This is a genomic window from Scandinavium sp. M-37 (assembly GCF_043558715.1).
In the GTDB taxonomy this organism is placed as follows: Bacteria; Pseudomonadota; Gammaproteobacteria; order Enterobacterales; family Enterobacteriaceae; genus Scandinavium; species Scandinavium vulneris_A.
In genome coordinates this window covers 90,394-111,868 of the sequence record NZ_JBIGIN010000010.1, presented here as the reverse complement: position 1 = coordinate 111,868, position 21,475 = coordinate 90,394, and the positions used below count along the sequence as shown (strand labels likewise).

Sequence of the window (21,475 nt, the reverse complement as noted above, 5' to 3'; positions counted from 1 at the left end):
AAACCCAGAAGACGAGAGACTTATGATGGAAATTCTGCGTGGTTCGCCTGCACTGTCTGCATTTCGTATTACTAAACTGCTGGCACGCTTTCAGGCAGCCAACCTTCCGGTCAGCAACATCTATGCCGAGTACGTGCACTTCGCGAGTCTGAACGCGCCGCTTTCAGACGAGGAACATGCCCGACTGGCTCGCTTGCTGGAGTATGGCCCAAGCCTCAACAGCCATACCCCCGCCGGAAAATTACTGCTCGTCACCCCCCGTCCTGGCACCATCTCCCCCTGGTCTTCAAAAGCAACTGACATCGCCCACAACTGCGGCCTGGCCCAGATTGACCGCCTCGAGCGCGGCGTAGCGTATTACGTTGACGCCTCCACCTTGACCGACGCTCAATGGAGCCTGGTCGCGGCAGAGCTGCACGACCGCATGATGGAAACCGTCTTTGGTGCGCTACAGGATGCGGAAAACCTGTTTGCCCATCATCAACCGACCCCGGTTGCCAGCGTCGACCTGCTGGGACAAGGGCGTCAGGCGCTGGTGGAGGCCAATCAGCGTCTCGGCCTGGCGCTGGCGGAAGATGAAATCGATTATCTGCACGAGGCGTTCACTAAGCTTAACCGCAACCCGAACGACATCGAGCTGTACATGTTCGCGCAGGCGAACTCAGAACACTGCCGTCACAAGATTTTCAACGCCGACTGGGTTATTGATGGCGAACAGCAGCCGAAGTCGCTGTTCAAGATGATCAAGAATACCTTCGAGAAAAACCCTGAACACGTACTGTCGGCCTATAAAGACAACGCTGCGGTAATGGAAGGCTCGGAAGTGGGACGCTTCTATGCCTCCCATGACGGCAAGCGCTACGACTTCCACCAGGAAGCCGCGCATATTCTGATGAAGGTCGAAACCCATAACCACCCGACCGCCATCTCTCCGTGGCCGGGTGCCGCCACCGGTTCCGGCGGCGAAATCCGTGATGAAGGTGCCACCGGGCGCGGCGCGAAGCCGAAAGCCGGGCTGGTGGGCTTCTCCGTTTCCAACCTGCGGATCCCCGGCTTTGAACAGCCGTGGGAAGAAGATTTCGGCAAACCTGATCGCATCGTCACCGCGCTGGATATCATGACCGACGGCCCACTGGGCGGCGCGGCGTTCAACAACGAATTTGGTCGCCCGGCGCTGAACGGCTACTTCCGTACCTACGAAGAGAAAGTGAACAGCCATAACGGCGAAGAGCTGCGTGGCTACCACAAGCCGATTATGCTGGCGGGTGGGATCGGCAACATTCGCGCCGATCATGTGCAGAAAGGCGAGATCAACGTTGGCGCGAAGCTGATTGTCCTCGGTGGCCCGGCGATGAATATCGGTCTCGGCGGCGGGGCGGCCTCCTCCATGGCGTCCGGCCAGTCTGATGCCGATCTGGATTTTGCCTCCGTTCAGCGCGACAACCCGGAAATGGAACGCCGCTGCCAGGAAGTTATTGACCGTTGCTGGCAGCTTGGCGACGCCAACCCGATCCTGTTCATCCATGACGTGGGCGCGGGCGGTTTATCCAACGCCATGCCGGAGCTGGTGAGCGATGGCGGACGCGGTGGTCGCTTCAACCTGCGCGATATCCTCAGCGATGAACCAGGCATGAGCCCGCTGGAAATCTGGTGTAACGAATCTCAGGAGCGCTATGTGCTCGCCGTGGCCGCTGAACAGCTGCCGCTGTTTGACGAGCTGTGCCGTCGTGAGCGCGCCCCGTACGCGGTGATTGGTGACGCGACAGAAGAGATGCATCTGAGCCTGAGCGACACCCATTTCGACAACCAGCCTATCGACCTGCCGCTGGATGTGCTGCTCGGCAAAACGCCGAAGATGACCCGGGATGTCGCCACGCTGAACGCCACTGGCGATGCGCTGGACCGTCAGGACATCACCATCGCGGAAGCGGTGAATCGCGTACTGCATCTGCCAACGGTGGCAGAGAAAACCTTCCTTGTGACCATCGGTGACCGTACGGTAACCGGCATGGTCGCCCGCGATCAAATGGTCGGCCCGTGGCAGATCCCGGTGGCTAACTGCGCGGTCACCACCGCCAGCCTCGACAGCTACTATGGCGAAGCGATGGCGATTGGCGAACGTGCCCCGGTTGCGCTGCTCGACTTCGCGGCGTCAGCCCGTCTGGCGGTCGGTGAAGCGCTGACCAATATCGTTGGCACCCAGGTCGGCGATCTCAAACGTATCAAGCTGTCGGCAAACTGGATGGCGGCGGCAGGGCACCCGGGTGAAGACGCGGGCCTGTACGCGGCGGTGAAAGCCATCGGTGAAGAGCTGTGTCCGGCGCTGGGTCTGACCATTCCGGTCGGGAAAGACTCGATGTCGATGAAAACCCGCTGGCAGGAAGGCAGTGAGCAGCGCGAAATGACCTCCCCGCTGTCGCTGGTGATCTCGGCCTTTGCCCGTGTGGAAGACGTGCGTCGCACCGTCACCCCACAGCTTTCGACCGAAGACAACGCCTTGCTGTTAATTGACCTTGGTAAAGGCCACAACGCGCTGGGCGCCACGGCGCTGGCGCAGGTTTACCGCCAGCTCGGCGACAAAACCGCAGACGTGCGCAGCGTTGAACAGCTGAAAGGCTTCTGGGATGCGATGCAGGTGCTGGTAGCCGAACGTAAACTGTTGGCCTGGCATGACCGCTCCGACGGTGGCCTGCTGGTCACCCTGGCTGAAATGGCCTTCACCGGCCACTGTGGCGTGGAAGTGGACATCGCCGCGCTGGGTGAAGACAAACTCGCCGCGCTGTTTAACGAAGAGCTGGGCGGCGTGATTCAGATTCGCGCCGAGGACCGCGAAGGGGTCGAAAGCATTTTCGCCACCCATGGTCTGAGCGAATGCGTGCATTTCCTCGGCAAAGCCACCGAGGGCGATCGCTTCGTCATCACCGCTGGCAGTCATTCGGTATACAGCGAAAGCCGTACCACGCTGCGTATGTGGTGGGCGGAAACGACCTGGCAGATGCAGCGTCTGCGCGATAACCCGGAGTGTGCCGATCAGGAACACGAAGCCAAGCGCAACGACAACGATCCGGGCCTCAACGTGAAGCTCACCTTCGACATCAACGAGGACGTTGCCGCACCGTATATTGCCAAAGGTGCCCGTCCGAAAGTGGCGGTCCTGCGTGAGCAGGGCGTGAACTCTCACGTTGAAATGGCTGCGGCGTTCCATCGTGCGGGCTTCGATGCCATCGACGTCCACATGAGCGACCTGCTTGCCGGTCGTACCGGGCTGGACGATTTCCAGGCGCTGGTGGCCTGCGGTGGCTTCTCATACGGCGACGTGCTGGGCGCGGGCGAGGGCTGGGCGAAATCGATTCTGTTCAACGAACGCGTACGCGATGAGTTTGAAACCTTCTTCCATCGTCCACAGACCCTGGCGCTGGGCGTGTGTAACGGCTGTCAGATGATGTCCAATCTGCGTGACCTGATCCCGGGCAGCAGCCTGTGGCCACGCTTCGTGCGTAACCATTCTGACCGTTTTGAAGCGCGTTTCAGCCTGGTGGAGGTCACGCAGAGCCCGTCGCTGCTGTTGCAGGGGATGGTCGGGTCGCAGATGCCAATCGCGGTGTCCCACGGCGAAGGCCGGGTGGAAGTCCGTGACGGCGCCCATCTGGCACAGCTTGAAAGCAAAGGGCTGGTGGCGCTGCGCTTCGTTGACCACTTCGGCAACGTGACGCAGAACTACCCGGCGAACCCGAACGGTTCCCCGAACGGTATCACCGCTGTGACCAGCGAAAGCGGGCGTGTCACCCTGATGATGCCGCACCCGGAACGCGTGTTCCGCACGGTGGCCAACTCCTGGCACCCGGAAAACTGGGGCGAGGACAGCCCGTGGATGCGCATCTTCCGCAACGCGCGTAAACAGCTGGGTTAATTTTTCCCGCACGCTGTAAAGCCTTCCTGTTAAAGGAAGGCTTTTTTATTTGTGACGCCGGGCAACTTTGTGACGCCGGGCAACAACAGTGTCGGAAAATGGCGACAGACGTGGTTTTCAGGTGTCGCCAAAAGGTGACATTTATGTTGATGATATTTATCGGGTTCTGGTTTACCGCTTCGAATGCGTCTCTTTATGGCGACAGTGTGATGAAAAAACACGCACATCAACCCAGGCTGTTAATAACTACAAAACACTTTTGTATCAAACGCTTAATAATACATTTTGCTTTATGGCACGCTTACTGCATAATACTGCGCAGTGGCTCATTCACCTTCTTATGTCAGCCCCTTCGGGACGCGCTACATAAACCTCGAATGACGCACAACCAGGTGCCTGCCGTCCAACATCTGATATCAGCCTGGCTATATCAACCATCGGGCGAAACGTGGAGTTAGGCACCGCCTTATTCAATAACAACGCCGGGTTATGCCCGGCGTTGTTGTATCTGAAGCCTTTCCTCAGTTACCCTGCTTTTACTCTCATGTGTAAGGGCGAACTCATTGAAACGCTGGTCTCTTTTTCCCCGCTCGCTGCGTCAGTTGGTCATGCTGTCATTTCTGCTTATTCTGCTGCCGCTGTTGGTACTGGCGTGGCAGGCATGGCAGAGCCTGAATGCGCTCAGCGCCCAGGCGGCGCAGACCAACCGCACGACGCTGATTGACGCGCGACGCAGCGAAGCGATGACCAACATCGCGCTGGAAATGGAGCGCAGCTATCGCCAGTACTGCGTGCTGGACGACGCCATGCTGGCTAAGGTTTATCAGGGACAGCGCAAACGCTACACCGACATGCTCGATGCCCACGCGGGCGTGCTGCCGGACGATAAGCTCTATCTGGCCCTGCGCCAGGATCTGAACGCGTTGGCGGAGTTGCGCTGTAAAAACAGCGGCCCGGATGACAAATCCGCTGCGGCGCTAGAGGCGTTTGCCTCCGCTAATACCGACCTGGTGCAGGCCACGCGCACGGTGGTGTTCTCACGCGGGCAGCAGCTCCAGCAGGAAATTGCCGAACGTGGCCAGTTCTTTGGCTGGCAGGCGCTGGTGCTGTTCCTCGTCAGCCTGACCATGATGCTGCTGTTTACGCGGATGATTATCGGCCCGGTGAAAGGCATTCAGCGGATGATTAATCGCTTAGGGGAAGGTAAATCGCTCGGCAGTGCGGTGATGTTTACCGGCCCGCGCGAGCTGCGTTCCGTCGGGCAGCGCATCATCTGGCTGAGCGAACGTCTTTCCTGGCTGGAGTCCCAGCGCCATCAATTTTTACGCCATCTCTCTCATGAGTTAAAAACGCCGCTCGCCAGTATGCGTGAAGGCACCGAGTTGCTGGCCGATCGGGTCGTCGGCCCGCTCACGCCGGAGCAAGAAGAAGTGGTCGCCATTCTGGATGATAGCAGTCGCAATCTGCAAAAACTGATTGAACAACTGCTGGATTACAACCGTAAACTGGCCGACAGTCCGGTCGAAATGGAAAAGGTTGAGCTGTCACCCCTGGTAGAAATGGTGGTCTCCGCCCACAGTCTGCCGGCAAGAGCTAAAATGATGCATACCCGCGTTCAACTCGACGCCGATGTGTGCTGGGCCGAGCCGATGCTGCTGATGAGCGCCCTGGATAATCTCTACTCCAACGCGGTGCACTACGGCAGTGGATCCGGTAGCATTTATCTGCGTAGCCATCAGCAGGGCAATTCGATTTTTCTTGAGGTTGAGAACAGCGGGACACCGATCCCGGATGCTGAAAAGACCATGATTTTTGAGCCTTTTTATCAGGGCAGTCATCAACGTAAAGGGGCTGTGAAGGGAAGCGGACTGGGATTGAGTATCGCCCGGGATTGCATCCGCCGGATGGGGGGAACCCTGCAACTGGTCGATGCGCCGGAAGGCTACGTTTGTTTCCGCATCACGCTCTCTCTTTCAGACACGGATAAACCCATTAAATGAAGCAATGTCTGGTGAATATGTCCCCTAAATTACTTTCGCTATTGGCCGGAGCGTCTTGTTTATTGCTGGCCGGATGCACCTCTGCGCAACATGCCGCCAATGCCAGCGATGAGGAAAAACTGCCGCAGCAGCAGGTGGCCGATTTTCTCTCGACCGACTGCATGGATGTCTGGTCATTACACGGTGAAACCACCGACAAAAATCCGCTCTACTGGCTGCGCAGCATGGACTGTTCTGAGCGTCTGTCGCCAGAGATAGCGCGCACCGAAGCCCGGTTGCATAGCGAAGACAGCTGGCAGGACGCCTTCCGTCGCGGCATTTTGCTCGATAACGCCAAAATTACCCCGGTGGAACGACGTGAAGCGGTCAACCGGCTCGACAGCTTTAGCGCCCAGATCCCGTCCCAGGTGCGACCGCTGTATCAGGTCTGGCGCGATGGCCAGGCGTCGCTGTTACAGCTCTCCGAGGAACGTTCGCGCTACAGCAAGCTACAGCAGTCCTCTGACGCCGAGCTGGAAATTCTGCGCCAACAGCAGCTGCACCTGAGCAGCCAGCTCGAGCTCACCACCCGCAAGCTGGAGAACCTGACCGATATCGAACGTCAGCTCTCCAGCCGGAAACCGGCGGGCAGCAACTTTAGCCCGGATTCGGGGCATTCATCTGACCCATCATCTGCGTCCAAAGACGCCCCCGCCGGAGAGGACAAACCATGACCGGACGCAAGCCCGCACACCTTTTATTGGTCGATGACGATCCCGGTCTGCTGAAGCTGCTCGGGATGCGCCTGACCAGCGAAGGCTTTTCGGTGGTCACGGCAGAAAGCGGGCAGGAAGGCCTGCGCGTCCTGGCGCGGGAAAAAATAGATCTGGTCATCAGCGATCTGCGAATGGATGAAATGGACGGCCTGCAGCTGTTCGCCGAGATCCAGAAAGTGCAGCCGGGGATGCCGGTGATCATTCTCACCGCCCACGGATCGATTCCCGATGCGGTCGCGGCCACCCAGCAGGGCGTGTTCAGCTTCCTGACCAAGCCGGTCGATAAAGACGCGCTGTACCAGGCCATTGATGACGCGCTGGTGCATACCGCCGCGGCGGGCGATGACCAGTGGCGGGAATCGATTGTGACCCGCAGCCCGGTGATGCTGCGTCTGCTCGAGCAGGCGCGGATGGTGGCGCAGTCGGACGTCAGCGTGCTGATCAACGGCCAGAGCGGCACCGGGAAAGAGATTTTCGCCCAGGCGATTCACAACGCCAGTCCGCGCGGGAAATACCCGTTCATTGCCATTAACTGCGGCGCATTGCCGGAACAGCTGCTGGAATCGGAACTGTTTGGTCATGCGCGCGGGGCGTTTACCGGCGCGGTCAGCAATCGCGAAGGGCTATTCCAGGCGGCGGAAGGCGGCACCCTGTTCCTTGATGAAATTGGCGACATGCCGTCACCGTTGCAGGTCAAACTGCTGCGCGTGTTACAGGAACGCAAAATTCGCCCGCTCGGCAGCAATCGCGATATCGACATCAACGTGCGGATCGTTTCCGCCACCCACCGCGATTTGCCCAAAGCGATGGCGCGCGGCGAGTTCCGTGAAGATTTGTACTATCGCCTGAACGTGGTGAGCCTGAAAATTCCCACGCTTGCCGAGCGAACCGAAGATATCCCACTGCTGGCGAATCATCTTTTGCGCCAGTCCGCCGATCGCCATAAGCCGTTTGTACGCGCGTTCTCGACCGATGCGATGAAGCGACTGATGACCGCCAACTGGCCGGGCAACGTGCGCCAACTGGTGAACGTTATCGAACAGTGCGTGGCCTTAACGTCCTCCCCGGTGATTGGCGATGCGCTGGTCGAGCAGGCTCTGGAGGGCGAGAACACCGCGTTGCCGACCTTTGTTGAAGCGCGCAATCAGTTTGAACTCGTCTACCTGCGCAAACTGCTGCAAATCACCAAGGGCAACGTGACCCACGCCGCGCGAATGGCGGGGCGCAACCGCACGGAATTCTACAAATTGCTCTCGCGCCATGAACTCGACGCCAACGATTTTAAAGAGTAGCCCGGCATGCGCTCCAACGTTATGATAGGGTAAGCAACCGGTTACGCGGATAAGACAGGAAACCATGAAAAAGATTGATGCGATTATTAAACCCTTCAAACTCGATGATGTGCGTGAAGCGCTGGCGGAAGTCGGCATCACCGGGATGACGGTAACGGAAGTGAAAGGCTTTGGTCGTCAGAAAGGTCATACCGAGCTGTATCGCGGCGCGGAATACATGGTCGATTTTCTGCCGAAGGTGAAAATTGAAATTGTGGTGACCGATGATATCGTCGATACCTGCGTGGATACCATTATCCGCACAGCGCAGACCGGCAAAATCGGCGACGGCAAGATTTTCGTCTTTGACGTAGCCCGTGTGATTCGTATCCGTACCGGTGAAGAAGACGACGCGGCAATCTGATGTCTGCGCGCCTCTCCCCGGGGCGTGATGTCGCTGCCCGCCACGTTCCGCGGGCAGCGAACAGCGTTAGTCTTCGCTGGCTGCCATTCGCGGCGCTGAATTTCCCAGCAGTCTCCTGACCCCAATAATCAGCAGTATCACCGCCACACAGCCCAGCGTCCATTCGCCCATTTGTGCGAAAAAGTGCCCGTAGGCGGCGACGGCGGTTTCGCTGATTTGCGCTTCGGTCGTTTGCTGCGCGACCACGCCCGCCAGCCAGTTGGCAACGGCCCCGGTGGCGAGCATATAAATCCCGGTCAGCACCCCGGTTACGCCCGGCATGTTCAGACGGGTGATCTGCGCCATCGCGACCGGATCGATAAACAGTTCGGCAAATCCCATCAGCGCCAGACCCGCGACCATCATGCTCATCGACGCATGACCGTGCAGCTGGCTCTGATGCGCGTTTAGCGCCAGCAGCATAAAGCCCGCCCCCATCAGCGTCAGGCCAAAGGCAAACTTCAGCCACACCCGCAGGGCAGAGCTGCCGCCCGGACGCACCAGCCACGCCAACACCACGCCTGCCGCCATTACCGCTACCGCATTCACCGACTGGAACAGCGCGGTAGGCACCTCAACGTTCAACCAGCGCCGGTCGACGAAATGGTCGATGAACAGGCTGATGGAGCTCCCGCCCTGCTGGGCCAACACCCAGAAGAGTGTCCCGGCCAGCATCAGCCACACAATTTGCCACAGCGCGCGCCGATGCTGCGGTGAGGCAATCATAATCCGCGCCACCATCTGCGCGGCAATCAGACACACCGCCGCCAGCAGATAACCGGCCCAGTTTCTTTCCAGCAACACGGTGAAGAACACCGGGGCAAGGCACAGCATCACCAGCAACCAACCCCAGGTTGGCAGCACAAAACGCCTGGCCTGTAGCGCCGGTTTATTGACGCCGCGGGTGTCGCGGAAGTGGTGGTGCCCGCTGAGGAACACCATCAGCCCGATAAACATCCCAATCCCCGCCAGCGCAAAGCCGACGTGCCAGCCGTACCACTGCGCCGCCAGGCCGCAGACAATCGGCGCGGCGATAGACCCGACGTTTCCCGCGGCATACAGCAGCGAGAATCCGCCGTCGCGACGGCTGTCGTTGGCGTCGTACAGTTCACCGAGCAGGCAGCTGATATTGGATTTGAACAGACCATAGCCGCAGATGATGATCGCCAGCGCCAGGTACAGGCTCATGGTGCTGTCGGATTCGAGGCCCAGCACGATGTGACCCAGCGTCATCAGCAGGGCTCCGGCAATTACCGCCACGCGGTTACCGAGCAGCCGGTCGGCAATCCAGCCGCCGAGAATAGGGGTGACATAAACCAGAGAGGCGTAGGCGCTGAACAGGCCGATAGCATGGCTGTCGTCAAAGCCGAGCTGGTGGGTGAGATAAAGGATGAGCAGGGCACGCATGCCGTAAAAACTGAAGTATTCCCAGATTTGAATCGCCACGATGTAGTAAATCGCGCGCGGTTGTGAGGGTGTTTGCATGTTGTCTCCCTGCGCCTACGGGGTGAAGGTATTGTGTAGGCCGGGTAAGCGCAGCGCCACCCGGCAAAAAGGGAAGTGGCAAGCCACTTCCCTCGTTTCTTACTTGCTGTTTTTCAGCACTTTAACGGTGTAACGCCCGTCAGCCTGGCGATAAGCGCCGTGGATGTCGGTTTCGAAGCCCGGATAGTGAGCGCCGATTTCGCACAGCATCTGCAGGAATTCCAGCACCGGACGGCTCTCCTCGGTGATCATCTCACCTGGCATTACCAGCGGAACGCCAGGAGGATACGGCAGGATCATGTTGGCATTCACGCGGCCCACGGTCTCTTCCAGATACACCTCTTCGGTTTCACCGTGCAGCTCTTTCTGGAACGCGTCGTACGGGGTCATCACCATTTTTGGCAGCACTTCAAACGCACGGAACATCAGGTCCGGCAGGTTGTGATGCTCAACCAACTTGTGGATGTTCTGGGCCAGTTCCTGAACACGCATGTTCTCGTAGAATTCAGGATTTTCACTGTACAGCGACGGCAGCAGATTTTTCACCCGCAGGTTCAGGTCGAACGCACGTTTAAAATCGGTCAGCGCGCGCAGCAGGCTTAGCGCTTTTGTTTTGTCGATACCGATGCTGAACAGGAACAGCAGGTTGTACGGACCGGTTTTCTCAACCACGATCCCGCGCTCGTCGAGGTATTTCGCCACGATGCTGGCCGGAATACCGAAGTCGTCCATCGAACCGTCTTTTTTCATGCCCGGAGTGAGGATGGTGACTTTGATGGGATCGAGGTACATGTGTTCGTTGTCGATGTTTTTGAAACCGTGCCATGCGCTGTCAGAGCGCAGCGGCCAGCATTCCGCCCCGTCGATATGCTCCGGCTGCCAGACGTCGAAGAACCAGCCTTCGGATTCGCCTTTCAGACGCTTGATCTCTTTGCGGAACTTAATAGCACGTTCGATAGAGCCGTTGATCAGGCGCTTACCGGCGTTACCTTTCATCATTGCCGCTGCGGTTTCGGTGGACGCCACGATCCCGTAATGCGGGGAGGTGGTGGTATGCATCATGTAGGCTTCGTTAAAGGTCTCTTCATTGACATCCCCTTTCACGTGGATCATCGATGCCTGAGAGAACGCCGCCAGCAGTTTGTGCGTGGACTGGGTTTCGTAAATCACTTTCCCTTCCACACGGCCGCCGCTCATGCCGCTTTTGCCGGCATAAATCGGTGAGAAGTTGGTGTAAGGCACCCACGCGGAGTCGAAGTGAATCGATTTCACATCCAGGGTTTTCTTGATGTAGTCGGTGTTATACAGCAGGCCATCGTAAGTGGAGTTAGTGATAACCGCGTGTACAGGCCAGGTGGCGTTCGGCGTTTCTTTCACACGTTTGGCGATGGTCGCGTGCTGGAATTCACTCTGCGGAATACCGCCCAGGATCCCGTAGGCGTTACGGGTTGGACGGAAATAGAGCGGCGTGATGTTGCTCATCATCATCAGATGGGTCAGCGACTTATGGCAGTTACGGTCGATGAGCACGGTGCTGCCCGCCGGGGCGGAGTACATGCCGACAATTTTGTTGGCAGTGGATGTGCCGTTGGTCACCATGTAGCTGCGCTCGGCGTTGAACACGCGGGCGATATACTCTTCCGCTTCTTTGTGCGGGCCGCTGTGGTCGAGCAGGGAGCCCAGTTCAGACACTGAAATCGACACGTCAGACTTCATGGTGTTGGAGCCGAAGAAATCATAGAACAGGCTTCCGACCGGGCTTTTCTGGAACGCGGTGCCGCCCATATGGCCTGGGGTACAGAAGGTGTATTTGCCTTCACGCACATATTTGAACAGCGATTTGGTCAGCGGGGGCAGAATAGTGTCGATGTACTCATCGGTGTTCTGCTGAATTTTCGCCGCGATATCTTCTGCTGCACCCAGCGCATATTCAAAGAAGCGCACCTGCATCCGCAGGTCATTCAGGCTGACGTCGAGGGTTGAGTAGGTGTTGGCGAACGCATACAGCGGCATGTACTCATTCAGCTTGCTTATCTCTTCGCACAGCTCAAGGTTGTATTTGTCCCAGTCGAAAATCACGCCGCACAGACGGGCATTGTTCTCGATAAGTTTCAGTAAATCTTCGCGGTCGTTAGGGTAAACGATGCGGAAATCCAGGCGCTCAAGGGCGCGGTGCAGTTCACGGATGGGCTCTTCTTTAAAGTAGACACCCATGTGATTCATGATTGCGATAACGTTCATAGTCGACTCTCCAGGCGTAGAAGGCCCCTCCCGCCACGGTGTGACAGGTGAAGAGAGGAGCCTGAGAAAGGGGGTTAGGGCTTAGTGGGCGCTGGCGGCGTTGTCGTCGCGGTGTTCGCGCTGGTTCATTTTGCGGCCGTAGAACATCAGGATTATCAGGCTCACAATGAAGGTGCCGGACAATTCGAAGGAGCTGGCACCCATCAGGGCGATGAAGCAGAACGCGCAGCCGAGGACGGAACACACCAGGCTTGCCAGGTTGCGAACGTTGACACCTTCGAAGCGAATCAGGTCAACGCAGGAGTAGAAGTAAGGCAGCATGGTCAGCAGCACGGCGATCCCGGTTAATTCACCGAACAGGTCAGAGGCTTTACCGCCGCTGGAGTTCATCACGGTGATGAGGATCATCAGTGCAGTCATTTTCACGGCGGCCAGCAGCAGGCCTTTTTTCGGGATCCCGTTGGCATCAACTTCGCCATACACCTGCGGGAAGTTGCCGTCATTGGCGGCACGGACCCCGGCCTGGCCGACCAGCATCATCCACGAGCCCAGTGAGGTCAGGCAGGCGAAAGCGGTAAAGGCGGAAACCATCGGCGCAGCCCAGCTGCCCATAATGGTGGAGGCGCTGATAGCGAACGGTGCACCGGAGGCTGCCATTTCAGATGCAGGATACATACCGGAAATCACCTGAGTCGCCAGAATATAAATCACACCCGCCATCGCGGTCCCGAGCATGGTTGCCAGCGGGACGGTACGTTTCGGGTTTTTCACCATCCCGGTGCTCACCGCCGCAGATTCCACGCCGACGAAGGCCCACAGGCACAGCAGAATACTTTTGATAACCGCATGATAATCAGTGGTCTGCGAGGTATTCCAGTTCGCCTGATAGGTGGCCATATCAAACCAGTGCCAGCCGATCACCGCCGTGACCACAACCGGGATCAGCACCAGCACCAGACCAATGGTGGTCAGACGGCTGACCCAGGTTCCGCCGAGCATATTCACAAAGGTGAAAATCCACACGATAGCGATACAGGCGATCCCTGCCGGAACGGGATTATTTAATACCGGGAAGAAAGTAGAAAGATAGGAGACGGCGGTAATGCCGATGGCCAGATTACCAATCCAGTTTGCATGATAATAAAGGACGCCGGTCTGGAAACCGAATGCCGGGGATATTTCACCCGCATACGCAATAGGACCACCCTGCTGAGGATTCTTGGTTGCCAGTCGGGCATAAACATACGCCAGAGACATTGCACCAATAATAGAGATAACCCAGCCCCAGATGGCAATGCCACCGATGCCGGCGAGGTTCGCAGGTAATAAAGCAATCCCACTCCCCATCATATTACCGGCTACCACACCGGTACAGGCAAATAGCCCGATCTTTTTGGCAGAACTCATGGTTTGTTTTCTCCTGATATTAAATTGGGAGGACCGAATCATGACTCATAAATTGCTAATGACTCGACCGACTGAGTTCAAGGTTAATGATCTCCAGCAGAGAAGTCCTAAAGATAAAGTGAAGTAATCGCAAACATCAGACAAATGACATCCTGACCTTTTGCCGTTAACACATCAGGATGACATGTTGATATCAGGAAGAGGTAAATATCGTTATTTTACATATCTTTACTGGTATCGCATTGAGTTGCGAATCTGTTGCAGGCAGGCGGTTTCTGGCTGAAAAGGATAACAATATGAGGTGTCATGATAAACATATTATTAACCTCATCACGCCGGGCCTTTTTAGCATGATGAGGTTTTCAATGTAGTAGCGTTATTTTGCAGCGAGGAAGTTATCGAGATAAGGTACAACGCGGGTTACTGAGGTCTGGAATACGCTGTTTTCAATCCAGTACAAGGTGTTTTCACCCGGGCGTAGATTGAATGCCGTAATATAGGCGTCGGCGGCCAGACGATTCTCACCTTTCATTTCGTAGACTTTACCCAACAGCACATAATTCATCCACGACATTTCCAGGTCGATCCCGGCATTAACGGCTTCAAATGCGTCATCGACTTTGCCGAGGCTTAGCATATTAATGGTTTTAATCTGGAAGAAGACTGAGGTGTGCTTTATATCGGGAATGGCGGTGACATGATTTATTTCGGCATCCAGCGCCGCCAGCTGTTTTTCATCGAGCGGCTGCTGGGAACGGCGTAAAACATCGACCAGCGCTTTTTCCGCCTGCGCATAGATAAAGTCCGGTGAATCGCTAATCACGTCTTCGAGAAGCACGCTGGCTTTGCTCAGGGAATCAATATCGCCGTTCATCAGCAGCTGATGGGCCTGATAAAAATCTGCCAGCGATTGACTTTTCGACGGCTGATACTGGCACAGCATCGCCTGCATGTTCTCCGGCCACGGCTGGGTTAACGCCTCTGACAGGCTACTCATCAGGTCTTTCTGAATCGAGAGTTGGTTATCACTGGTGACGAAATAGCGTTTATCCAGCATCGTCGAACCATCGGCATTATCTACCAGTTGGACAGACATAAAGCACTGCTGGGCGCGGTAATGGCGCTGATTGACGAACTCAATGGTCAGCGTCTTGCCCGAACTGCTCGGCTCGTTGAAGTTATAGTTGGTTTTGTCATGCACCATATAGGTGGAGTAGGTGTTCAGGGAGGTTGTGATCAGGCTGCCGAGACCCACCGCATAGGCGCGCTGTGAGGCCGCGTTGTTACAGGAATTACCGTTGGCGAGGCGAATGTCGATATCACGCGGGTTCAGCAGCAGACGGGTTTTAGTTACCGGCGGATGTGAATCAATGGTCGACATCGCCACCAGCCCCACGCAGCTGAACAGTGCCAGCAGGAACAGACCCCAGACCCACCAGGTGGTTACGCTGCGGCGTTTTTCCGGCACGGGTGTGGGCGCGGTAGGAGACGGCATCGGCTGTGAGGTAGCGGCAGATTCAGTGGGGGCGGGCGTTGGGAGAACCGTCGGCGTGACCGGGGTTAATTCTTTCCCTTCTTCCGTACACCACATTACGGTGGCGGTCAGCTTATAGCCGCGCTTGGGCACCGTAACAATGTATTCGGGGCTGCTGTCATCGCCATCTTTGAGCGACTTGCGCAGCTCAGAAATACTCTGGGTCACGACGTGGCTGGTCACCACGTTGCGCGTCCAGACGTTGTCGATAAGCTCATCCCGGCTCAGGACTTCATCGGGATGATGGGCAAAGTAGACCAGAAGATCGATTAAGCGCGGTTCAAGGGTAAGCTGGCGACCCTGACGGCTTATCTGGTTAATGGCAGGCGAAACCAGCCATTCTCCAATGAGGACAACAGGTTGTTGCATAAAAAAGGGGCCCAAATATGACTGCAGGAAAGTCTTAATCATATCATACCCGGGTACCCCCTTTTTTGACCTGCGAAGGGTGAATCCGGGGCTTACAGGACTTTATGCGGGCCGAAGCACTCGTAGTGGATGTTATCTGCGCTAATACCCAACGTCACCAGCTGTTGTGCTGCGAACTGCATAAAGCCCACCGGGCCGCAGAGGTAAAACTGCATCGCCGGATCGCTGAACGAGCCTTCATGAGCCGCTAAATCCATCAGGCCGTGACTGTCGAACACGTCGGCATCCGCTGGCGTGTTGTACCAGACGTGTGACCGGAAGCGCGGCAGCATTGCCCCCAGCGCGGTCACTTCTTGCGCGAAGGCGTGAACCGCGCCATTTTCAGCGGCGTGGAACCAGTTCACCTGCGCCGGGTGTACGCGGTGGGCCAGGGTGTCGAGCATGGCTAACATGGGTGTCTGACCGACCCCGGCGGAAATCAGCGTCACGGGGGTAGTGGCATCGACTGACATAAAGAAATCACCCGCCGGAGCTGCCAGATGCACGGTATCGCCCACGCGCGCCTGATCGTGCAGCCATTCTGAAACCTGACCGCCGTTTTCGCGCTTCACCGCAACACGATAATTTTTGCCGTTCGGCTGGCGGGTGAGGGAGTACTGGCGAATCTCCTGATGGGCGAAACCCTCCGGCTTCAGCCACACGCCGACGTATTGACCCGGCTGATAGTCCGCCACGGCACCGCCGTCAACCGGGGCAAATTCAAAGGCGGTGATCAGCGCGCTTTGCGGCGTCTTGCTGACAATCCGGAACGGACGGGTGCCTGCCCAGCCGCCGTTTTTCGCGGCGTTATCTTTATAGATCTCACCTTCGCGTTGAATAAACACCCCGGCCAGCACGCCGTAGGCTTTCCCCCACGCGTCCAGCACTTCCTGACCCGGGCTGAACAGTTCGTCGAGCGTCGCCAGCAGATGGCCACCGACAATATCGTACTGCTCAGGTTTAATCTGGAAACTGGTGTGCTTCTGGGCAATTTTTTCCACCGCAGGCAGCAGGGCAGGCAGATTTTCAATATTGCTGGCGTAGGCGGCAATGGCGTTGAACAGCGCTTCACGCTGATCGCCGTTGCGCTGGTTGCTCATATTGAAGATCTCTTTCAGCTCCGGGTTATGAGCGAACATTCTTTCGTAAAAGTGGGCGGTGAGTTTTGGGCCAGTTTCGACCAGCAGGGGAATGGTGGCTTTTACCGTGGCGATGGTTTGGGCGTCGAGCATAGCAATGTCCTTTTGAGGTTATTCTTAATAATGCATCTGAAATGCATCTTATAAAAATACCCCTACCCTGTAAAGGGTTCGCTGTCAGGTGAAAAATTTGCATCACAAACCTGAAAAGAAATCCGCTTGAGCAGGGCGAGGCTTTATGGCTCAAACCCTTGCCGGGTGCGTAGGTAATCGTTTGCGTAAAATCGTTTGTCAAGACCTGTTATCACAGAACTTATCAGTTATACTGTTCGCCGTTGCCCAAACGGGCCCCCTTTTTTAGCGGTAAAACTACTGTTAGCTGAGTCAGGAGAAGCGAGATGTTAAAGCGTGAAATGAACATTGCCGATTATGATGCCGAACTGTGGCAGGCTATGGAGCAGGAAAAAGTACGTCAGGAAGAGCACATCGAACTGATCGCCTCCGAAAACTACACCAGCCCGCGTGTGATGCAGGCTCAGGGTTCTCAGTTAACCAACAAGTACGCAGAAGGCTACCCGGGCAAACGCTATTACGGCGGGTGTGAATACGTGGATATCGTTGAACAGCTGGCTATCGATCGTGCCAAAGAGCTGTTCGGCGCCGACTACGCTAACGTCCAGCCGCACTCCGGTTCTCAGGCCAACTTCGCCGTTTATACCGCTCTGCTGCAGCCGGGTGATACCGTGCTGGGTATGAACCTGGCGCAGGGTGGTCACCTGACGCACGGTTCCCCGGTTAACTTCTCCGGCAAGCTGTACAACATCATCCCTTACGGTATTGATGAGTCCGGTAAAATTGACTATGAAGACATGGCCAAGCAGGCGCAGACCCACAAACCGAAGATGATCATCGGTGGCTTCTCTGCCTATTCCGGCGTGGTTGACTGGGCTAAAATGCGTGAAATCGCTGACAGCATCGGCGCCTACCTGTTCGTCGACATGGCGCACGTGGCGGGTCTGATTGCCGCTGGCGTTTACCCTAACCCGGTTCCACATGCTCACGTTGTCACCACCACCACTCACAAAACCCTGGCAGGCCCACGTGGCGGTCTGATTCTGGCCAAAGGTGGCGATGAAGATCTGTATAAAAAGCTGAACTCTGCCGTGTTCCCAAGCGCGCAGGGCGGTCCACTGATGCACGTTATCGCGGCGAAAGCGGTCGCGCTGAAAGAAGCGATGGAGCCAGAGTTCAAGGTTTACCAGCAGCAGGTTGCTAAAAACGCCAAAGCGATGGTGGCCGTGTTCCTGGATCGCGGCTTTAAAGTGGTCTCCGGCGGCACTGAGAACCATCTGTTCTTACTCGATCTGGTCGATAAAAACCTGACCGGTAAAGAAGCTGACGCAGCCCTTGGCCGTGCCAACATTACCGTTAACAAAAACAGCGTACCAAACGATCCGAAGAGCCCGTTCGTGACCTCCGGGATCCGCATCGGTTCCCCGGCAATCACCCGTCGCGGTTTCAAAGAAGCCGAAGCGAAAGAGCTGGCTGGCTGGATGTGTGACGTGCTGGACAATATCAATGACGAAGCGGTTATTGAGCGCGTCAAAGGTAAAGTGCTGGATATCTGCGCCCGTTTCCCGGTTTACGCGTAACGTTCCTGTACTGAATTTGTCAGTTGATTCAAAGCCCACCTTGCGTGGGCTTTGTTGTTTTCAGCGCTATTGGTCCCGCATGATGGCCGCACACTTCTGCGCAATGGTCGTGGTGTCGCCGCTTTGTTGCGCCTGTCGGCACTCGTCCATCGGCGACATAGGGGGCGGCGTGCTGCCGCTCTGGGCGGCGCATCCCGCTAATAACATTCCACACACGATCGCTACAGCTTTGAACATGATTTCATTCCTCATTTGACGAGTGCACTGCTATAGAGCGCAAATAGGAGATCCTGGCCGGTATCGGTCTGCCAGCTTTTCCCGAGGTCGACAGAATGGCGAAGTTCGCCGTTTGGGTAAGGATTATTTGTGCTGACTGCGATAGCGTAGCTGTTTTTTCCCGAAAGCTGTGAGGTCGATCCTTCTGAACTGAAGATCAGGGCATAGCGTTTCGCGGTATCCAGCCCGGTCAGGCGCGGGAACAGGGAATAGATCGCCGGGCGAGAAGGGAGATTAAACGGCGGCAGCGCAGCGGTAAACAGCGTTTGAGCAGGCTGGCCACTGGCATCTAACACCACCAGGCGTAAACGCAAATTATCCCCCGGCACAGCATCGACATAGCGTTCAGACAGCCAGAAATCGAGCTTAGGTAAATCCGGCTGCGTTAGGGTGAAGGTCTGCATCAACTGCTGTTCTCCCTGCAAATCGCTACGCGGGTGGTGGGGGGCAATACTCTCCTGAACCACCCGCATCGGCGGGATTGTCGTAGCCTGCGAATAAGTCTCAATGGTGGGCACTTTGACTTCACCGTCGTGGTATTCAAACTGAACCCGTAAACGGCGGGTCGTGACTTCCGGGAACGCGAAATGCCGCTGGTCGCCGAGGATAAAGCCGTGTGTGAGTGGGCGCCACGCATCGCCCTCCTGATAGGCCAGGGTGTAATTGCGGATTGCCGACGGCTGAGGCTCTTTGATAACAACCTGATTAAACTGTTTCACTCTGCCCAGATCCAGCTCGAAGCGGTTCACGCCAGCGGTGATGATTTTCCCCTCAGCCAGGTTGTGTGCGGCAGGCGTCGGGCTGCTTGTCGATTGGCTGAAATGGAGCAGGGCGGTTTCACCAGCCTGCAGCGAATATTCCACGTTACCGCGCGGTGCGGGCCAGCGTTTGCCGCTGTAGAGTTCGATTATCTGATACTGGCGGTCTGCCTTCATCCCCAGCTGTGCAGGCGTCAGCCGCCAGTGCCGGGTGGTATCATGCCAGTTGCTCAGGCCGACGTAGCGCCCGCCGTGACCGTCTGAGCGCGTCAACACAGCCGGGCTATGCTCACCCGCGTGATAGAAGTTGGTCATAGAGTGCGGACGCGCGGCAACGCCCGCGCGGGCGACCTCGAGCAGGGATTTGTTTTCGATCCACGTCCGTCTGTCTTCGTCGATAAAGGGTAAATTGTCGCCCACCAGCCAGTGCCCGCCGCCCAGTGCCACGGTGGTAGCCAGGCGCAGTGCGGCAAGCTGACTCAGCCGCCCGGCGCCCATTAACAGCTGTTCCGGCAGAAACATATCGGCATCGTTATAGTCATACAGCGTGCCGTTACTCCACCAGGAGGCGGCGCTGTTAAAGGCCTGGCGCTCAATGCCGCTGTACCCGGCCACGCCCAGCGAGGTGTCGCAGGCGGCACGGCGGCCATGCGTAAAGGCCGCAGGCAGCAGCGGGGCGATCGACGCGTTGAGGTAAACCTGACGCCCGCTGGCCAGCACTTCATCGCGCATGATTTTCATCCCGATGCGGTAGTTCTGCATGCCGTTAATCGCCGGGGAGTGATGGCGGCCCTCATACAGCCCCATATCCAGAAAATCGAGCTTGAGGTAGTCATAGCCCCATGCCAGATAGTTTTTGATGTTGCGCCGCACGATGTACTGCGCCGCCGGGTGTGACATATCCAGCGCGTAGGTGCCCAGATAGGTTTTGACCAGTTGTCCATTTTGGTCACGCAGACAGGCATCGCGATGCGTAAAGCCTGTGTTGTCCACTGGCAGGTCGAGCCAGTTTTCGTAGATCGTAAACGGGGTCAGGTAGCCGCCCGCTTTCAAACCACGCTGATGAACATAGTCCGCAAAGTCTTTCATCCCCTGCGGGTAACTCTCAGGCTGGAAGCCGCCGTCCATATTGACGTACTGATAGCCCAGCGGCTTGAGATGGGCGGCCACATAATCGGTGATATCTTCCATATCGCGCGCTTTGCCATAGCTGTCATGGGAGTAAAAGGCGTTGAAGCCGACAGGCACCGCACCGGACCACCTCAGTCGCGGTTCGCCCTGAGTGTAGATGTTGCCGTAGGTCTCCAGCCCGTCGCGATAATCACTGAAATAGCCAATAAAAAAACGATCGGAGTCGACCGTTTTGCCACGCTGGGTGCCGCCCCAGTTATAGAGCGCGAATCCCGACAGCGGGCCGTTGGCTTCGCGGGCTTCGCCCAACTGCTGGCTGCTTTTCCAGGTCTGCACCGAGGCCGCTCCGGCTACCAGCCCCTGTCGCGTCTGGTTATCGAACAGGGCCATCACCCAATGGCTGACGCCGTTGAAGGTGACCATCGGTTCGACGGGGTTGGCAAAGCGGTCGGTCCCGTTCTGGCTCTGACCAAACTGATTGACCGGTGCCACGCCAAAGTCGAAATTATTGGAATACGGCGTGGTGTAAATCCGTTTGTCGTTTCCCTTGCCGATATCAGCAAAGCGGGCGCTGAACGGGGTCAGCTTCATGACCGTCAGCACCTGCCCGGCGGTGACCTGGAGATCGCTCAGAAACCAGCGCGTATCCTCGAAAAACCACAGATGCAGCGCCAGCGACGTGCCCCCGGTGAAATGGCTGGTCAGCGTTAACTTTTCACCCACGCCGTAGTGCGCGTCCTGAACGTTCTCCCAACGTGCATCGCGTGAGGTGGCATTTTCACTGTTCAGCGCAGAGGCGCTATGAGCCAGTTCAGCTTCGCTGTGAAAGGCTTTCAGCACCGGCGTTTGTTGCCATGTGACCTCCCCGGAGCCGTTATCCAGCGCATAGTTCAGCGTCCACGCCCCGTGACGGACGGTGACACTTTCCCCTTGCCGGGAAAACTCTGCGGCCTTGGCGGGGGGCATCAGTGTGAGCACCATCAGCATAAACACCATTGCCAGCCCGGAAAACAGGTTCTTTTTCATGATCCACTTCCTCCTTCAG

General features: G+C 57.0%; 12 protein-coding genes. 6 read left to right on the top strand and 6 right to left on the bottom strand.

What is annotated here, in order from left to right; genetic code table 11:
- Nucleotides 1–22: 22 nt before the first annotated feature.
- The 5 genes from purL to glnB all read left to right on the top strand — a co-directional run bounded on the left by purL (nt 23) and on the right by glnB (nt 8,360).
- On the top strand, nt 23–3,910 hold the full coding sequence (gene purL, locus ACG0Z5_RS09740) for a phosphoribosylformylglycinamidine synthase (protein ID WP_394446806.1): 3,888 nt from the start codon (nt 23–25) through the stop codon (nt 3,908–3,910).
- Between the two features lie 563 nt (nt 3,911–4,473).
- Nucleotides 4,474–5,910, top strand: a complete 1,437-nt coding sequence (qseE, locus tag ACG0Z5_RS09735) for a two component system sensor histidine kinase QseE/GlrK (RefSeq protein WP_394446804.1) — start codon at nt 4,474–4,476, stop codon at nt 5,908–5,910.
- Nucleotides 5,907–6,623, top strand: coding sequence for a two-component system QseEF-associated lipoprotein QseG (gene qseG, locus ACG0Z5_RS09730; protein WP_394446802.1), 717 nt, complete (start codon nt 5,907–5,909; stop codon nt 6,621–6,623). The genes qseE and qseG overlap by 4 nt, the downstream gene beginning before the upstream one ends.
- Complete coding sequence (gene glrR / locus ACG0Z5_RS09725) at nt 6,620–7,957, top strand: two-component system response regulator GlrR (RefSeq protein ID WP_394446800.1); 1,338 nt, start codon at nt 6,620–6,622, stop codon at nt 7,955–7,957. Before qseG ends, glrR begins: the two co-directional genes overlap by 4 nt.
- A gap of 64 nt (nt 7,958–8,021) precedes the next feature.
- Complete coding sequence (glnB, locus tag ACG0Z5_RS09720) at nt 8,022–8,360, top strand: nitrogen regulatory protein P-II (protein ID WP_002914032.1); 339 nt, start codon at nt 8,022–8,024, stop codon at nt 8,358–8,360.
- A 66-nt stretch (nt 8,361–8,426) separates the two neighbouring features.
- Here glnB and dtpD read toward each other — a convergent pair whose 3' ends face one another.
- The 5 genes from dtpD to hmpA form a co-directional block, all read right to left on the bottom strand.
- Entirely contained in the window at nt 8,427–9,884 is a 1,458-nt protein-coding gene (gene dtpD, locus ACG0Z5_RS09715) for a dipeptide permease DtpD (protein ID WP_394446798.1), read from the bottom strand.
- 99 nt (nt 9,885–9,983) lie between these two features.
- On the bottom strand, nt 9,984–12,125 hold the full coding sequence (cadA, locus tag ACG0Z5_RS09710; RefSeq protein ID WP_394446796.1) for a lysine decarboxylase CadA: 2,142 nt from the start codon (nt 12,123–12,125) through the stop codon (nt 9,984–9,986).
- 81 nt (nt 12,126–12,206) lie between these two features.
- The gene (cadB, locus tag ACG0Z5_RS09705) at nt 12,207–13,532 is read right to left on the bottom strand and encodes a cadaverine/lysine antiporter (RefSeq protein ID WP_394446794.1); all 1,326 of its coding nucleotides are present in this window, start codon (nt 13,530–13,532) and stop codon (nt 12,207–12,209) included.
- Between the two features lie 376 nt (nt 13,533–13,908).
- Nucleotides 13,909–15,435, bottom strand: a complete 1,527-nt coding sequence (cadC, locus tag ACG0Z5_RS09700) for a lysine decarboxylation/transport transcriptional activator CadC (RefSeq protein ID WP_394446792.1) — start codon at nt 15,433–15,435, stop codon at nt 13,909–13,911.
- Between the two features lie 92 nt (nt 15,436–15,527).
- Complete coding sequence (gene hmpA, locus ACG0Z5_RS09695) at nt 15,528–16,706, bottom strand: NO-inducible flavohemoprotein (protein WP_394446790.1); 1,179 nt, start codon at nt 16,704–16,706, stop codon at nt 15,528–15,530.
- Between the two features lie 305 nt (nt 16,707–17,011).
- Between hmpA and glyA the strand changes: the two genes are divergently transcribed.
- The gene (gene glyA, locus ACG0Z5_RS09690; RefSeq protein WP_319627985.1) at nt 17,012–18,265 is read left to right on the top strand and encodes a serine hydroxymethyltransferase; all 1,254 of its coding nucleotides are present in this window, start codon (nt 17,012–17,014) and stop codon (nt 18,263–18,265) included.
- A gap of 248 nt (nt 18,266–18,513) precedes the next feature.
- On the opposite strand, the gene ACG0Z5_RS09685 is transcribed toward glyA, so the two are convergent.
- Nucleotides 18,514–21,456, bottom strand: a complete 2,943-nt coding sequence (locus ACG0Z5_RS09685) for a hypothetical protein (protein WP_394446787.1) — start codon at nt 21,454–21,456, stop codon at nt 18,514–18,516.
- Nucleotides 21,457–21,475 lie beyond the last annotated feature (19 nt).

Coding starts and splice junctions, on each gene's coding strand:
- purL (WP_394446806.1), top strand. CDS start 23: ATGATGGAAATTCTGCGTGGTTCGCCTGCACTGTCTGCATTTCGTATT.
- qseG (WP_394446802.1), top strand. CDS start 5,907: ATGAAGCAATGTCTGGTGAATATGTCCCCTAAATTACTTTCGCTATTG.
- glrR (WP_394446800.1), top strand. CDS start 6,620: ATGACCGGACGCAAGCCCGCACACCTTTTATTGGTCGATGACGATCCC.
- glnB (WP_002914032.1), top strand. CDS start 8,022: ATGAAAAAGATTGATGCGATTATTAAACCCTTCAAACTCGATGATGTG.
- dtpD (WP_394446798.1), bottom strand. CDS start 9,884: ATGCAAACACCCTCACAACCGCGCGCGATTTACTACATCGTGGCGATT.
- cadA (WP_394446796.1), bottom strand. CDS start 12,125: ATGAACGTTATCGCAATCATGAATCACATGGGTGTCTACTTTAAAGAA.
- cadB (WP_394446794.1), bottom strand. CDS start 13,532: ATGAGTTCTGCCAAAAAGATCGGGCTATTTGCCTGTACCGGTGTGGTA.
- cadC (WP_394446792.1), bottom strand. CDS start 15,435: ATGCAACAACCTGTTGTCCTCATTGGAGAATGGCTGGTTTCGCCTGCC.
- hmpA (WP_394446790.1), bottom strand. CDS start 16,706: ATGCTCGACGCCCAAACCATCGCCACGGTAAAAGCCACCATTCCCCTG.
- glyA (WP_319627985.1), top strand. CDS start 17,012: ATGTTAAAGCGTGAAATGAACATTGCCGATTATGATGCCGAACTGTGG.
- ACG0Z5_RS09685 (WP_394446787.1), bottom strand. CDS start 21,456: ATGAAAAAGAACCTGTTTTCCGGGCTGGCAATGGTGTTTATGCTGATG.